Annotated in this window: 8 protein-coding genes; 3 read left to right on the top strand and 5 right to left on the bottom strand. The window is 69.6% G+C overall.

All coding sequences use genetic code 11. The annotated features are described in order from the left end of the window. Genes ACFWNN_RS06545 through ACFWNN_RS06535 form a run of 3 tightly spaced genes read left to right on the top strand, consistent with a single transcriptional unit; the run spans position 1 to position 6,103 of the window. Entirely contained in the window at positions 1-1,146 is a 1,146-nt protein-coding gene (locus ACFWNN_RS06545; protein WP_382438857.1) for a DUF58 domain-containing protein, read from the top strand. After that, positions 1,122-3,317: a transglutaminaseTgpA domain-containing protein gene (locus ACFWNN_RS06540; RefSeq protein WP_382438856.1), complete on the top strand. Its 2,196-nt coding sequence runs from the start codon at positions 1,122-1,124 to the stop codon at positions 3,315-3,317. The genes ACFWNN_RS06545 and ACFWNN_RS06540 overlap by 25 nt, the downstream gene beginning before the upstream one ends. Then, entirely contained in the window at positions 3,317-6,103 is a 2,787-nt protein-coding gene (locus ACFWNN_RS06535; protein WP_382438855.1) for a PKD domain-containing protein, read from the top strand. The genes ACFWNN_RS06540 and ACFWNN_RS06535 overlap by 1 nt, the downstream gene beginning before the upstream one ends. On the opposite strand, the gene ACFWNN_RS06530 is transcribed toward ACFWNN_RS06535, so the two are convergent. From ACFWNN_RS06530 to ACFWNN_RS06510, 5 genes are all read right to left on the bottom strand, one after another. Next, on the bottom strand, positions 6,098-7,342 hold the full coding sequence (locus ACFWNN_RS06530; protein WP_382438854.1) for a toll/interleukin-1 receptor domain-containing protein: 1,245 nt from the start codon (positions 7,340-7,342) through the stop codon (positions 6,098-6,100). The two genes, ACFWNN_RS06535 and ACFWNN_RS06530, sit on opposite strands and share 6 nt — an antisense overlap. Positions 7,343-7,389: 47 nt before the next feature. Then, positions 7,390-7,824 (bottom strand): hypothetical protein, encoded by a 435-nt coding sequence (locus tag ACFWNN_RS06525; RefSeq protein ID WP_382438853.1) that lies wholly within the window; start codon positions 7,822-7,824, stop codon positions 7,390-7,392. Positions 7,825-7,830: 6 nt separating this feature from the next. Then, positions 7,831-8,682 carry a universal stress protein gene (locus ACFWNN_RS06520; RefSeq protein WP_382438852.1) on the bottom strand — a complete coding sequence of 284 codons (852 nt, stop codon included), beginning with the start codon at positions 8,680-8,682 and terminating at the stop codon, positions 7,831-7,833. Positions 8,683-8,743: 61 nt separating this feature from the next. Continuing rightward, complete coding sequence (locus tag ACFWNN_RS06515) at positions 8,744-12,073, bottom strand: CARDB domain-containing protein (protein WP_382438851.1); 3,330 nt, start codon at positions 12,071-12,073, stop codon at positions 8,744-8,746. 25 nt (positions 12,074-12,098) lie between these two features. Next, positions 12,099-15,857: a discoidin domain-containing protein gene (locus ACFWNN_RS06510; RefSeq protein ID WP_382438850.1), complete on the bottom strand. Its 3,759-nt coding sequence runs from the start codon at positions 15,855-15,857 to the stop codon at positions 12,099-12,101. Positions 15,858-16,011: the final 154 nt, after the last annotated feature.

Here is a 16,011-nt window from a genome sequence, read left to right as displayed (position 1 = left end):
GTGCTGACCCGCAGCGGACGGCTGACGGCGGTGTTCGCGGTCGTGATGCTCGTGGCGGGGACCGGCGCCGACTACCCGGAGCTCGTGGCGTTCGGCGTCGCCGCGACGGTCGCGCTCGTCGTCGCGGTGCTCTCGATGCTGGTGAAGCCGAGTCTCGACGCCGACCGGGTGATCCGGCCGGACCGGGCGACCGAAGGCGAACGCGCGCAGGCGTTGCTGACGGTCCGCAACCTCGGCCGGATGCGCACACCGCCGCTGTCGGTCGTCGAGTCGATCAACGGCGAGGCGTTCACCGTCGACGTGCCGAGCCTCGCCGCCGGCAGGTCCTACGACCACCGCTACTCGTTGCCCACCCAGCGCCGCGGCCGCTACGAGATCCCGCCGGTGGAGATCGGGCACTCCGACTCGTTGCGACTGCTGAGGTCCAGCGCGCGCAAGGGAACCGCGTCCGTGCTGGTCGTCCACCCGCTCACGCACCACCTGGGCGTGGTGCCGCGCGGTGGTCCGCGTGACAGCGAGGGGCTGACGTCGAGCGTGTCCGCGTTGGGCGGCGTCGCGTTCCACAGCCTGCGCGAGTACGAGCACGGCGACGACTACCGGCTGATCCACTGGAGGTCGACCGCCCGCGCGGGCAAGCTGATGGTGCGCCATCACGTGATCCCCGACGAACCACGCCAGCTCGTGGTGCTCGACGTCGCCGCCGGCTCCTACCCGGACGGCCGGTTCGAGGACGCCGTCCGCACCGCCGCGTCCCTCGTTCGCGCGGCGTGCCGCGCCGGACTTCCCCTCGAACTGCGCACCACCGAGGCATCCCCGGACCAGCTGCGAGCCGCGGACCAGTGGGTCGACGACGAACTTCCCGCGCTCGACCGGCTCGCGGACGTCGCTCTGTCCGAAGAGGACGGTGGGATCGCGGATCAGCTCGCGGACGTCGTCTCCAGCACCGAAGGCGTCTCGCTGGTCGTCGTGACCGGACAGCCACCGGCGGGGCGGCTCGACGTGATCACCGCGCTGCGGCCGCGTTTTCTCACCGTCGGCCTCGTCACGTTCGGGAGTCCGCAGCCGAGCTCGGCGGGGACGGTCCTCGTCGACGCGCGGAACAGCGCGGACTTCGCGGTGCAGTGGAACGAGCTGATGTCGCGGTGACGAAATGGCTCGCGCGGACACCGTTGCTGCTCCAGATCCTGCTGAGCGGTGTGCTCGCCGCGAGCACCTCGGCCGCCTACACGGGTTTCTTCGCCTCCACCGAGCACGTCCTGCCGATGTGCGCGTTGGCGGCTCTCGGAGCGGTGAGCGGCGCCGTCGCGGCTGCCTTCCGGCGGCGCTGGATCCTGCTGAGCACGATGCCGGTGTTCTGCGTCTGCGCCGGCTACCTGGCGTTTCCCGGGTCCGTGCGGTACGGCCTGCCGAGCGCGCAGACCGCCGTCGAGCTCGGCACGGGCCTCGCCGGCGGCTGGGCGCGGATGCTCACCGTCGGGCTGCCGGCGGACGTCAGCGGCGACCTGCTGAGCACCCCGCTGCTGATCACCTGGGCGGCCGCGCTGGGCGGGACCCTGATCGCGCTGCGCACGAAGTCGGTGCTCGGCCCGCTCGTGCCGCCGCTGGCCGCGTTCGTGGTCGCGTTGCTCTTCTCGGGAGAGAACTCCGTGCCACGCCTGGACGTGACGGGCGCGTTCCTCGCGTTCTCGTTGCTGCTCGTGCTGCTGAGGACGGACGAGAGGCCGCAGGGGAGCGCGGGACTGCGGGTGGCCGGCGGCAGGTTCGTGTTCGGCGTACCGGTGATCGCCCTGGTCGCGGTGGCGGGCGTGATGGGCGCCCAGGTGCTGCCGCTGGCGTCGGGAGAACACCGGTTCGACCCGCGCGACCTGCGCTCGCCGCCGTTGCACGTCACGGAGTCGATCACCCCGCTCGCACTGGTGAAGCCGCAGCTGCGGGAACCGGAGGCGCAGCGGCTCTTCACCGTCGAGCTCGACGGCGAACCGGTGGACCGGGTGCGCACCGCCGCGCTGGACCGCTACGACGGAGCGCTGTGGACCTCGGGAGCGACGTTCCTCCTGGCCGGGCGCAGCCTTCCCGGTGACCCGGACATGACGTCGGCGGCCAGGACGACGTCCCGGGTGGTGGTCTCCCGGCTGCCCGGTCCCTACCTACCGGTGGCCGGCTGGCCGACGAGCGTCGTGATGGACCGCGGCGACAGCACGGCGACCGGGTTCAGCGCGGGCACCGGCACGGTCATCAACCTGAACGCCCTCGACGGGGTCGAGTACCGGACGACGAGCGCGATCGCGCGCCGGGGCGACGAGCTGGCCGGCGCGTCGCCGAGTGCGTGCACGGAGTGCGAGATGCCTGATGTGCCAACGGAACTGCGCACCGTGGCGTCGACGGTCACCGCGCCGGCACAGACGGCCTACGGCAAGCTCGTGCTGCTCGAGCAGCACCTGCGCGCGTTGCCCTACAGCCTCGATGCGCCGCCCGGCCACTCGGTGGCGGTGCTGCGCGACATGCTGCTCGGCGAGGACCGCAGGGGTCACGCCGAGCAGCACGCGGCCGCGTTCGCGCTCCTGGCCAGGACTCTGGGCATGCCGAGCCGGGTCGCCGTCGGCTATCTGCTGCGCGAAGCCGACGGACGGACGTTCGCCGTGACGCATCGCGACGCCCACGCGTGGGCCGAGGTGCACTTCCAGGGGTACGGGTGGGTCGTGTTCGAACCGACGGACCCCGCCGTCACCGAGGACAAGCCACGCGACCGGGACGCCACGACCATCAGCCCACCGCTACCGGACCCGCCCCCGGTCGTGCCACCCGTCGTCGGTCCGGACAACGATGACGACGGGACACCCGGCGAGGGCTTCGGCGCGCTCGTGCGCCGCACGGCCGTCGTCACGCTGATCGCGCTGGCCGGGCTCGTCCTGCTGTTCCTGGGCGGAGTCGTCGGCGGCAAGCAGCGACTCCGGTGGCGCCGCCGCCGGACCGCCGATCCCGCCGCCCGGCTGCTCGGCGCGTGGCAGGAGGCGGTGGACCGGGTGCTGGAGCTGGGGTTGCGGGTCCCGTTGTCGATGAGCCGGCACGACATCAGCGCCGCCGCCCACGCGAAGTTCGGTGACCGGGTGCTGCCTCTGGTGACGATGGCGCCGTTGGCCGACGCGGCCGCGTTCGCCGGTGTTCCCCCGTCGGAGGACGACGTCGTGCTCGCCTGGGGGCTGGAGTCGGACCTGCGCCAGGCGGTGCAGCCGCGCAGGTTCGGCCGGATCAGGGCGGCGATCGACCCGCGGCCGTTGCTCGACGGCCGGCGCGTCCGGCGGGCGGGGAGCCGGTGATGCGACGTCTGCGTGCGGTGGCCTGGGGTGCTGTCGGGCTGGTCGGGTGCGGCGTGCTGGCCGCGGTCGGCGCCCAGGAGCAGCACGCCGTGCCCGAGGTGCGCCTGCACGCGGGTAGCGCCTGGGTGGCGTCGAACCGCGCCGGGCACCTCACGCTCCTCGACGGGGCGTCCAAAGAGGTCGGCGTGCGCGTCCCGGTCGCCGATCCCGGCAGCAAACTGGCCGTGGCACAGCAGAACACGACGGCGTACGCGGTGAACCGGGCCACCGGCGCGCTGCGCAGGGTCGACGGCGCGACCCGCGAGGTGTCGCCGACCGAGTCACCCCTGCCGGGCGCGGCCGTGTCGCTGCACTCGGCGGGAGACTCCCTGCTGCTGTTCGACGGAGGCCAGGGCGTGCTGTCCACAGCGGACCCGAAGACGTTGCAGGCCCGCGGCGAACGGCAGGTGCTCACCCCGGCCGCCGCACCGGACCTGACGGCCGTGGACGGGGCAGGCGGCCTCTGGGTGGTCGACGACGCGACGGGCGACCTGGTCTGGTTCCGCGACGGCGAACGCGGCTCCCGCGCGAACGCCGGCAAGCCCGGCGCGACCAGGATCGTGGCGACGGCGGGCACCATCGCGTTGCTCGACCTCGACCGGCGGACCGCCTCGGTGCTGAACGCGGACGGCGAGGTGTCCCAGGAGATCCCGGTGCCGGTGCAACCCGGTGACTCGGTCGCGGTCAGCGGCCTGCCCGGCGAACCGGGCCTGCTGGTGTCGGTGAGCACCCGAGGCCAGCTCCTGACGTGCCGCTTCGCCACCGGCTGCGCCCCGCCCCGGATGCTCGGCGCCTCGGAACTGGGCCCGGCCGTGACGACCGCCGGCCACACCTTCGTCCCCGACTACGGGCGCGGCCACGTCTGGGTCCTGCGCGACGGCGCGAGCGACCACCTCGACCGCCAGGTCTTCGACGGCCAGACCAGGTTCGAGCTCTTCGAACGCGACGGCATCGTGTTCTACAACGACCCGGAGAGCGAACGAGCGGGCGTGATCGGCCTCGACGGCGAGGTGCACCCGATCTCCAAGTACGACCCCGTGGACCCCGCCAAGGGCACCGTGAAGGTGCCCGCCGAGAACCAGCCCAAGCCCCCACCGGACACACCCCAGCCCCCGAACCCGAACCAACCGGCCGACCCCACCCGTTCCCCGGCGACGGCCTCCGTGTCGATCGGCCCCGGCCCACCGCCCCAGCAGGACGTCCTGAGCATCCGGCAGACCCCGCCGAACCCCGTCCGCGTCGGCGCCCAGGTCACCCTGTCCCTGGCCGGCTCTGCGGCGGCAACGGCGAGCTGGGACTTCGGCGACGGCTCGACGGGATCAGGCACGACCACCGCCCACGCCTGGAGCCGTGCCGGCACGTTCTCCGTGAACGTCCGCGCGGTGCTGGCCTCGGGCCGCTCCGCGACCGCTACGGCGACCGTGGTCGTGCAGGACGTCCCGGCCGTGATCGTGCGATTGCAGATCAACCCGCAGGTTCCGTTGACCGGCGCGCAGGTGTCGTTCAGCGCGGAGGTGACCGGTAGCCCGCAGTCGTGGCAGTGGACCATCTCCAGCGGGGGAACGGTCGTCGGCAGCTCCACCCAGGCGGGGTTCGAGCACACCTTCACGCTGCCCGGCACCTACACCGTGACGGCCAGGACGACCACGAACGGCGTTGTCGACGAACAGTCGCAGCAGATCGAAGTCGGGGTGCCTGCCCGTTCGGTCAGCTGTGGCGACACCATCACCGCCAGCGTGCGACTGACCAGCGATCTCACCTGTTCTGACGTGGCGCTCTCGGTGACGTCCAGCAATGTGTTCCTCGACCTGGGCGGCCACACGGTCGTCAACAGCAGCTTCTCGCAGGACGACGTGGTCGTTCAAGGTGTGTCCAACGTGACCATCACCAATGGCCGTCTCGGCTTGCTCAACCTCAACAACACCGACGGCGTCACGCTGCACAAGGTCGACGGCCAGGTACCGAACACGACGAACGCGCGCAACACCCGAATCAACGGCGGCAGACTGGACGCGGGCTGGCTGCCGACCGAAATTCGCTCATCGCAGGTCGTCTTCACCAACGTCGAGCTCATCTCAACAACTTCGGTCGCCTGCATTGACGGCTCCCAGTGTGAGTTCATCAACTCGACGGTGAACATCGGCGGGCCGACGTCGTCCAGTTTGGGATGCGGCGGCGTCGGCAGCGTCATCAGAATCGAGGGAGGGCGGGCCAGCCTTGAGGCGGTGGGCTGCGAGACGCTGATCATCGTGAACGTCGAGATGATGTCCGGGATCCACTTCGGAGCGTCCAAACTGGAGGTACACGGGTCAACGCTGCGCTTCGTGGCCTTTCGGGTCGCACAGATGTCCATCGAGGGAAGCACGTTCGAGGGAGTCGACTCCAACCACTTCCAGCAATTGGAAGGGCAGAGACTCTCGGGCACGATCAAGAACAGCACGTTCGCGAACAGGCAGCACATCGGACTGCACATCATGGCTGATCTCCCCACCAACGCTCTCCTGATCGAGAACAACAGGTTCATCGGCAATGGACTCAACCCAGGCGCGACCGGGGAGATGTGCGGAGATCCCGAAGGAATCGGCGGTCTGTTCGTCTGCGCACCGGCGGGCAGCAACATCACGTTGAGCGGCAACACCATGACCAACAACGGCGGTCATGCTCTGTTCGCGACACCCGGCGCCGTCAAGGACGGTGGCGGCAACAGGAGTGGCGGTCAGCCCTGCCAACCCGCTATCTGCTCATGACCGCTGATACCGAGCCCGCACGGTCTTCTCCAGCTTCCTGACCGCGTCCTCCACGCCTGCTTCGCTCCCGCCGAACGCCCCACCGGCCAACGCAGGAGACCCGGCCTTCAACCGCGAGACGACCATGTCGAGCACGGAGACATCCCCGCGCGCCAGCCGATACGCAAACTCGCCGAGCGACGCCGCGACCGAGGTGTGGTGCAACTCCAGTAGGTTGCGCAGCAACTCGAACCCGTCGAAGGCCCGGTCGAACTCGCGGTCCGACATCAGTTCGCGGAAGTGCGGCCGCAGCACCGAACGCACGTGCGCGCTCAACGCCGCTTGCGGCCGGGCTCCCCGCCACTTCGGCAGGAGCTCGGCGTGGTTGGGCTCGACCACCCGGTAGGGGACCAGGGTGCGCAGGTCGTTGCCCAGCACCGCGTAGACGAGTTCGTCGTGCCGCGCGGCCACCGCGGCGACCCCGATCGCGTACGACACCAGCAGGGCGGGGTAGGGCTGCTTGTCCAGCACCTGCTCCAGCACCGACGTCCACAGGCCGGTGCGCACCTGGTCGTCGTCGTGCACGGCCACGGCGGTGAGGGCGAGCAGTTCGTCCAGCGCGGTGTCGGCCCGCAGCAGCTGTTCCTCGATGACGACGGGGATGCGCCGGTCCGGCACGTTGTCGAGCCGTTCGGCGGCGGGCAGCGCGTCGAGGGCGCTCCCCACGGCCGTGCGCACGATGTCGTTGACGCCGGAGCCCGACCGGATGGCGCGCCGCAGGTCCATCAGCAGCGGAGTGGAGGTCTCGGTGTTGACCCAGGACGGCGCCGGACCGAGGGGCCGGCGTTCCGGCACGCCGTAGATGCTGCGCAGGATCTTCTCCAGCTGGGTGCTGTAGTCCTGCGCCGGGTCGATGCCCACCCAGGCGCGGTGCGAGAACGACGCCGGAATCTCCGCGCGGTCGAGCCGCACGAAGATCACGACGAGGTCGTGGTCGATGGCCCGCCGGACCGCGGCGTCGATCTCCTCGCGCACCCACCGGGACTGAGGGGTGTTCGCGGACACGACGACGATCACCGCGTCCGAGTTGTCGATCTCCTCGAACACCCGTTCCACGATCCGGTCACCGGGCAGGATCTCGTGGCAGTCGAGCCACACCCGCACGCCGTTGTCCTCGAGCGACTGGGCGAACCCCACCACGAACCGGTCCTGGTCGAGGTTCGAGTGGCTGATGAACACCCGTGGAGGAACGGCACCCATCCGTCGATAGTGGCACGGAATCCGCGCCTCGGCCGGTGCCCGCGCCGTCAGCCGCGGCGAGTACTCGTGACGTGGAAAGGAGTGCCCTGCTGGCACGTCGTCATCGCCCCGGGATCGGGCTTCCCGCTCACCTCGATCATCGCCCCGGCCACCGCGATCGCCGGATCGGCGCCGAGTAGCAGGTACTGCTCACCCGGCGCGGTCAGCAGGGTGCAGCCCGCCTCGACCCCGGCCGACACCGTGCCGCGCACCGTCTTCACGTCCGGGTCGAGGGCCCGGGTCGGCGTGGGCAGGGTCGGCGGCAGCGGGGCCGACGACGGTGGCAGCGGCGGTGGCACGCTCGGCGCGGTAGTGGTGGTCGGTGCGACGGAGGACGTGCTCGACGCCTCAGAACTCGACGAGCCCGACGAGGGAGAACCCGTCTGCGTTGCGCCGCACGAGGCCAAGACCAGGCACAGCAGCACGGCCGCTAACCCGCGCATGAAGCGTCACCTCCGATGGACCACGGCGACCGGGCACGGCGCGTGGTGGAGCACAGCGTGGCTCACTGAGCCCAGGATTGCACGCGTTACCGCGCCACGGCCGTGGCTGCCCACGGCGATCAGGGCGGCACCGTCGGCTGCTTGGAGCAACGCGCGCGCCGGGGCGTCGAAGGCCACCTGCGACGCTACGTGCACGTCAGGCCACTGGGCGGTGTGTGGTGCCAGCTGTTCTTCGAGGAGTTTGGCCAGGTCTGCGCGGACGTGGTCGAAGTCCTGTTCGGGGAGTTCGGCGAAGCCCACGTCGTTCCAGGCGTGGATGGCGAGCAGCTCACGGCCGTGGCGCGCGGCGTGCTCGAAGGCGAACGCGATCGCGTCCGTGGAGGTGTCGGAGCCGTCCACGCCGACGACCACGCGGCCGTCGACAGGGCCGGAGCGGGTCACGATCACCGGGCGGCCGGCTGCGGACACCAGTTCGACGGCGGTGGAGCCGAGGAACATCTCGGCGATGCCGGTGCGGCCGGACGAGCCGAGCACCAGGAGGTCGCCCGGTTCGGCGGCGAGGACGTCGACCGGGCGGCCGATGCGGACGTGGGTGGCGACCTCGAGGTCCGGCCAGCCCTGCTTGATCTCCGCGGCGAGTTCGGCGAGGTGGTCCTCCGCGGCGCGCGACATGGTCTCCTCGGTGACGAACTCCGGCACCGGGACGGACATCGGCGTGAAGACCGGCTCGGGCAACGGGGCGCGCACGGCGTGCACGACCTGCAGGGCCGCGCCTCGGCGGGAAGCCTCCTCGGCACCGAACCGCACGGCTCGGCGGGCCAGGTCGGAACCGTCGAACCCGACAACGACCGTAGACATGAAAACCACCTCCGACCGGGGCTTACCCGATCGGAGGTGGTTCTAAATGTGATCTACGGATCTAGTTGATGACGAACTGCGAACCCGGCTCGATCGTGATGTTGCCGTCACGCGAGTTGGTGATCGTGACGTTCGTCAGGCGTGCCGAACCGCGGGCCTGGGCCATCGCGAGGATGCCCGAGCCGTTGTTGGAGCCGTCGATGCGGACGTTGGTGATGGCCACGTCCGGCATGCCGCTGCCGCCTCCCTTGAACTGGATGCCGTCGTAGGTGGAGTCCAGGATCTCGGTGTCGCGGATGACGACGCCGGGGATCGGCAGGTTCTGCGAGAACAGCGTGATGGCGCCGAACTCCTGCGCCTCACCCCAGAACGCGCCGCCGGTGCGGTACAGGGCGTTGTTGGCGAGCAGCGTGGTCCCGCCGAACGGCAGCGGGTCGTGGTCGGTCGCCAGCATGATGCCCGGGTAGTTGGCGGTGTCGGAGATGACGTTGTTCTCCGCGCGGTTGTTCGAGCCGCCGTAGATCGCGATGCCGTTGGCCCGCCACGGGAGTGCGATCGTGTTGTTGAGGAACGCGTTGCCGCTGCCGATGTCGACGTTCTGGTCCTTCACGTACTTCGACGCCCACACGGCCAGCGCGTCGTCGCCCGTGGTGCGGAACGACGAGTTGAAGACCGTGGAGTTGCGGGTGCCGTTGGTGAAGTTGATGCCGTCGGCGTACGTGTCGCGGATGCGCATGCCGCTGAACTGCAGGCCGTCGCCGGGATTCCAGCGGTCCGGCAGGTTGGTGTAGTCGCGGCCGACCCAGACACCGACGTTGGCGTGCTCGATCCACACGTTGGTGACCTTGGTGTTCTTGCCGAACCGCCCGTTGAGGCCGACGCCGCCCTCGGCACCGCCGTCACCGCCGCGGATCCGGCCGGAACCGAAGATCGCGATGTCGGAGATCTGGGTGTTGTCGTCGATGTCGAACCCGAAGTTGCCCTCGTGCGGGTGGTTGATCGTGTCCGCGTCCTGCGGCTGGATCAGCGAGAACAGCTGCGAGTGCCACATGCCGGCGCCGCGGATCGTGACGTTGCGGATGCCGACCTGGTTGTCGCCACCGCTGTTGAACACGGTGAGGATCTTCTTCTCCTGGCGGAACTTGCCCTCCGGGATCCAGACGCAGGGGATCTCCCCGTTCTGGTCGGCCGTCACGGCGCGCTGCAACGCGTCGGTGTCGTCCGTCTGGTCGTTCGCGGTGGCGCCGTACTGCGTGATCGACACGCACTCGGACGGCTTCGAGGCCGCCGGGGCGACCTGCTCCAGGTCGATCAGGTCGATGACGTAGAACTGGGCGTTGTCACCGGAGTCGCGCTGGAGCTTGAACTTCGTGCCCGCCGGGTAGCTCGAAGCGAGCAGCTGCGAGGTCTCGTCGAACAGCCTGCGGGCGTCGCCGCCGGGACGGTTCGTGAGGCCCTCGGGGTCGTCGGTCGTGCCGTAGAGCCAGCTGTGCCGCGACGAGAACGTCAGCTTCTGCACGAACTGGTCGTTCGCGTAGAGGCTGATCGTCGCCTCCTGGCCGCCACCTGCGGCGGCGTCCGGGATGGAGTTGCGCACGACGATCGAGTTGGTGCTGACCGTCGAGGTGACCTCCACGAACTGGCCCTGCGAGTCCAGTCGCACCGACTTGCGGCCCGAGGACTCGGAACCGAAGTTGGTGTGCCCGAACGTGCGCTCCGCGTCGGCCTGCAGCAGCGTGCCCTGGTAGCGGCCCGCTTCGGCCTCGTACGAGGTGAACGGCACCGAGGCGCCGCGTCCGACCACAATGGACTGAGTGGCGGTGTTGTTGGTCTCGTTGGTCTCCGCCACGACGTTCGTCGCGTCGGCGGTCGCGGTGGCCGTGGCGCCGCCGTTGGTGGCGGTCCAGGAGCCGACGTTGACCGTGACGGTCTGACCGGCGTTGATGGCGGAGGTGTTGGCGTTCAACGTGCTGCCGCCGACGGTCACGCGGGTCACCGAGGCGCCCGCCGCCGACGTGCCGCGGTTGTTGACCTGCACCGCGAACGTGACTGCCTGGCCCGCCGCCGGGGACGACGGGTTCGGCGTGACACCGAGGATCTGCAGGTCTGGTCCCGGAGCCTGGCCGACGACCAGGGGAGAGCCGGAGGTGAAGGTGTTGTTGGCCTCGTTGGTCTCCGCGACCTGGTTGGCCGGGTCCACCGTGGCCGCGGCCGCGTAGGACCCGGCACCCCGACGGCCCGCGTCGACGTTGACGGTGGCCGTGGCTCCAGGGGCGAGCGCACCGACTGCGGCGGAGCCGACGACGGTGCCGCCGAGCGTGGCGTTCAGCGTCGTCGCGCCGGACGCCACGGTGCCGCCGTTGCGCACGGTGGCGGTGAGCCTGATCGCGTCGGCCTCGGACGGGCCGGCCGGCGTCCACGTCAGGTTCGTGACGGTCAGGTCAGGAGCCGGAGCCGCCGCCCCGAACACCTGGAACTCGGCGACCTGGCCGCCGGGCGCGCCGGTGTTCGAGTAGAAGTGCAGCCGCACGTCGGACGCGCGACCGGTCACCGGGATGGTGACGGTGTTGCCGGTCGCCGGGTCGAACCGGTAGTCGGCGCGTGCCTTCAAGGTGGCGAACGCGGAAGCGCTCGCCTCCTTGCCCAGCACCTCGAAGTTCTGCGTCCGCGCGCCCCACGCGTTGTCGGGGTTGAGCTTCACGACGACGGACGTGACGTCGGCGTTCGAGCCCAGCTTCGCGGTCAGGTGACCGGGGAACCCGTTGGACTCCCAGTACGTGCTCACGTTGCCGTCCACGGCGTTCGCGGCGACGAAGTTGTGCACGTGCCCGGACTCCTCGACCGGCTTGCCTGCCGCCAGGTTGTCCCCGGCGGGCGGCGGGTCGACCGGTCCGGACTCGCCGTGCACTTCGAACTCGCTGAGCTGGCCCGCGGACCAGCCGGTGTTCGCGGTGATCGAGACGCGCACGTACCGGGCGTTGGTGGCGGCGAAGTCCAGCGTCACCGTGTTGTTCGAACCGGGGGAGAAGACCCGGCCACCCGACCCGACGATGTCGGTGAACTGCGAGCCGTTCGCACTTCCTTGCACGGCAAGCGTTTGCGTGCGCTGTTCCCAAGTGGACGGCAGGCGCAGCACGACCTTGCTGACGCTCCGGGAGGCGCCGAGGTCGGCCTGGAGCCACTGCGGGAACACGCCGTTCGTGCTCTCCCAGTAGCTGCCCTGGTTGCCGTCACCGGCGTTGCCGGCGCCGTACGGGCCGTTGCTGCTGGACGCGGTCAGGTTCGCGGACAGCCGGACAACCGCTGCTCCTGCCGTGGGGGTCAATCCGAACAGTGCGAGGGCGCTGACGACGGCAGCACTCACCGCACGCTTCAGTAGCGTGTTTCTCATTGAATTGTCCTTCGTGGCAGGGGTATCAGTTGTTGATGTTGATCTTGAAGGTGGTCGTGGTGTTCCTGATGTCCTGGAAGTTGTTGGCGAACCTCAGGCCGTTGAACGTGACCTCGCCGACGGCGGGACCCTGACCGGGCTCCGGCATCTCGTTGGCCCACAACCCGAATCCGGACTTGGCGTCGAACGCGTCACCGGACTTGCGCGCACCCGAGATGCTCACGTTGGACAGCACCGTGTCCTGGAAGACGTTCTCGGCGGCACCGTTGTACTTGGTCTGGAACATGATTCCGCTGTACGTCGGATCGATGATCTCGACGTCGCTCACCCGGATCCCCGTGTACTTCTTGGACGCGGAGAACATCCAGATCGCGCCAAACGTTTGCTGACCCCAGAAGTGTCCGCCGGAGCGCACCAGGGTGAGGCCGCTGAACGTCGTCGGCTCGGGCCCGAAGTCCTCCATCGGGTAGCCGAAGTCGAGCGAGCTGATCGTCACCGCGGAGTAGGTGAGGGTGTCCGCGATGTAGATGTTGCGGAAGATGTTGTTCTTGCCGCCGTACACCGCGAGACCGGCCGCGCGCCACGGGGTCGTGACGCTCAGGTTCTCGAAGACGTTGTTCTGCTGGCCGCTGCCACCGCCGTCGGTGGCGGCGAACAACGCGAACGCGTCGTCACCGGTCGAGCGGGCCTCGATGTTGGCGATCCGGTTGCCCGCCGAGCCGTTCGTCATGTTCAGGCCGTCCGCGTACATGTTGCGGATGCGGCTGTCCTTGATGACGTTGTTGTCGACGTTGTTGCCCCAGAACAGGCACATCATGTGCTCGACCCAGATGTTCTCGATAGTCATGTTCTGGACGCCGGCGAAGTCGAACACCTTGCCGGGGCCGTCGTTGCGCTGCGTGTAGTTGCCGAACACGGCGAACCCGCTGAACGTCGAGCCGCTCGCGGACGACTGGGCGGAGAAGCCGAGGTCGGTGTTCTCCTGCGTCAGCGGGGCCTGGAACCGGGTGAACCAGGGACCGGCGCCGACCACGCGGACCGCCTTGCCGTAGACGTTGAACTTCTGCTGCGTCGGGTAGGTGCCCGCGGGCAGGTAGACGCCGATCAGGTTCCCCGTGGTGTCCATGCGGACGCGGTCGAGCGCGTTCTGCACGTCCTGGTGGGTGAACCCGGCGGGCACGGCATAGCGCGCCGCGTCAGGGTTTCCGGCGGCCTGCACCTGTTCGAAGTTCACGAAGTCGATCGCGTAGTTCGAGGTGTTGGCCGCGTCCTTCTGCAGCTTGATCTTCGTGCCCGCCGGGAACGTCGAGTTGAGCATCACGTTCGCCTCGTCGTAGATGTGGCGCGGCCCGCCCGCTCCCGGCGAGTTGCCCGGGGACGCCTCGTTGCCGTAGAGCCACATGTACTTCGACGTCAGGTCGATGGCCTTGTGGAACGTGCCGTTGACGTAGACGTTGAGGTTGCTCGTGATGCCGCCGCCACCGGAGCTGTCCGGGATGGAGAACCGGGTGACGAGGGTGTTGGTCGGTGCGCTGGTCGTGAACTCGACCGACTGGCCGGTGCTGTTCAGCGTGACGGCACGGCGGCCGGACGCCTCACCGGCGAGGTCGCCGATCGTCCTGTTCGGACTGAGGACCTGCGCGCCACCGCCGACGGTCGCGTCCTCGGCCTCGACGTGCTGCCACGGAACGCTGGCGCCGCGGCCGATGAACAGCGACTGCTCGCTGGTGTTGTTGCCCTGCTTGGCCGGGATCTCGTTGCCGTCGTTGGCGATGACGGTCTTCACCGTGTAGCGGCCGTCGGCGGCGGGCCACGTGCCGAGGTTGACCGCGGCGGTGGTCGCACCCGCGTTGATCACGCCGTTGTGGCTGCCGGTCAGCGTGCGGACGGTCTGGCCGCTGCTGTTGAGGATCGTGACCGTGATGCCGTGGGCGCCCGCGGCCGAGGCGATGCTGCCCTGGTTCTTGATCGCGACGGAGAACGTCGTGGTCTGGCCGTTGCTCGGGTTGCTGGGCGACCAGGCCGGCACGGCGACCAGGTCGGAGCTCGGGACCGGGGTCACGACGAGCGGTGACGGGTGGATGCGGGCGTTGTTGGTCTCGTCCTGCTCCGCGACCTTCTTGGTCTCGTCGACCTTCGCGGTGTACTCGTAGGAGCCTTCCGGGCGTGCGGAGATCGTCGTACTGACGTTCGCCTGCGCACCCGCCGCGAGCGCGCCGACGTTCGCGGTGCCGACGGCCGTGGAGCCGAGGAAGAACGTCACGTCGGTGGCCGTGCTGGCCGCCGTGCCCGCGTTGCGGACGGTGGCGTTCAGCGTGATCTGGTCGGTCTCGACGGGCGCGGCCGGCGTGAACGACGTGGCGGTGACGGTGAGGTCGGGGTTCGGGGCAGGGGTGCCGAACACCTGGATCTCCGCCACCTGCGTGCCGGGGGCACCGGTGTTGGACGTGCCGCGCACCTGGAGGTCGGCGACGCGCCCGGACGCGGTGATGGTGACGCTGTTGCCGGTCGCGGGGTCGAAGCGGTAGTCGCGGCCGGGGGTGAGGCTGGTGAAGCCCGTGGTGTTCTGCTCGCGGCCGAGGACCTCGATGTTCTGCGTGCGGGCGCCCCACGCGTTGTCGGGGTTGAGCTTGATCGCGACGGAGCTGACGTCCGCGTTCGATCCCAGTTGGACGGTCAGCGTGCTGGGGAAGCCGTTGGACTCCCAGTAGGTCTGCACGTTGCCGTCGTTGGCGTTGGCGGCGACGAAGTTGTGCACGTTGTTGTTCGCCGTGACGGGCTTGCCCTGCGCCAGGTTCGTGCCGGTGGCGCCCTCGCGGGTGACCGTGTTGCTGGCGGGGGACTGGTTGCCGGCCGCGTCCTTGGCGATCACGTGGTAGCTGACGCGCAGTCCGTCGGGCTGGCTGTCGGTGTACGTCGTGCCGGTGACCGTGGTGCGCAGCGCGCCGTTGGCGTAGACGTCGTAGCCGGTGACGCCGACGTTGTCCGTGCTCGCGTTCCAGGTCAGCCGGATCTGCCCGGACTGGGGCTGGGTGAAGGCGAGGTTCCCCGGTGCGGACGGGGCCTGCGTGTCACCGCCGGTCGGGCCCTGCACCTCGAACTCGCTGATCTGGCCGGCGGGCCAGCCGGTGTTCGCGGTGATCCGCAGCCGGACGTACCGGGTGGTGGCGGCGGTGAAGTCGATGGTCACGGTGCTGTTGGAGGCGGGGTTGAACTCGTAACCCCTGCTGGGGACGAGATCCGTGAAGTTGCCGTCCGTGCTGCCCTGGACCGCGAGGGTCTGGGTGCGCGCGCCCCATCCGTTCGTCGGCAGCTTCAGCACGACCCGGTCGGCCTTGACCGCCGCGCCGAGGTCGGCCTGGAGCCACTGCGGGAAGGCGTTGTTCGCGCTCTCCCAGTAGGTCGACTGGTTGCCGTCGCCCGCGTTGCCCGGCCCGTAGTTCTGGTTGGTGCTGCTGGCCGAGTAGGACGCCTGGAGCAGGGCGCTCGCCGCTGCTTCCTGGACCTGCAGCTTGGCCGTGGTCTTGGTGGCGCGGACGTGCTGGACCAGCGTGGGGTCGACTTTGAAGGTGACCTTGCCGTTCTGGAACGTGTGAGGTCGTTCCGCGACCAGCGTCGACCAGCCTCTGCCGTCGAGGCTCGTCTGGACGGCGAACGTCTCGGTGCTGTTCTTCGCGCTGGTCAGGGTGACCTCGCTGATGCGGGTCTGCTTGTCGAGGTCGAGGCTGACCGGCGCGGCCTGAGCGGCGGGGACGAACGTCAGGGTGGCCGCCGCGGTGATCAAAGCAGCTGTCGGGGCTAGCAGGGAGCGAGCGCGTGTCGTCAGTGACATGGCGTGCTTGGCCCTTCTCGGTGGGGACGCGAGGGGGTGTGGCGCGCCTCACCGTAGAAGTGACTAGCAGATTACCGCAATATCTCGACGTGATTGCGCAAATTTG

Source organism: Lentzea sp. NPDC058450 (genome assembly GCF_042721395.1).
Lineage (GTDB): Bacteria > Actinomycetota > Actinomycetes > Mycobacteriales > Pseudonocardiaceae > Lentzea.
The sequence above is the reverse complement of the archived record's forward strand: the minus strand, read 5'-3'. Positions and strand labels throughout refer to the sequence as shown.

What these genes read in the sequence shown, in the direction of transcription:
- ACFWNN_RS06535 (WP_382438855.1), top strand. Translation starts at nt 3,317, where the DNA reads ATGCGACGTCTGCGTGCGGTGGCCTGGGGTGCTGTCGGGCTGGTCGGG.
- ACFWNN_RS06530 (WP_382438854.1), bottom strand. Translation starts at nt 7,342, where the DNA reads ATGGGTGCCGTTCCTCCACGGGTGTTCATCAGCCACTCGAACCTCGAC.
- ACFWNN_RS06525 (WP_382438853.1), bottom strand. Translation starts at nt 7,824, where the DNA reads ATGCGCGGGTTAGCGGCCGTGCTGCTGTGCCTGGTCTTGGCCTCGTGC.
- ACFWNN_RS06520 (WP_382438852.1), bottom strand. Translation starts at nt 8,682, where the DNA reads ATGTCTACGGTCGTTGTCGGGTTCGACGGTTCCGACCTGGCCCGCCGA.
- ACFWNN_RS06515 (WP_382438851.1), bottom strand. Translation starts at nt 12,073, where the DNA reads ATGAGAAACACGCTACTGAAGCGTGCGGTGAGTGCTGCCGTCGTCAGC.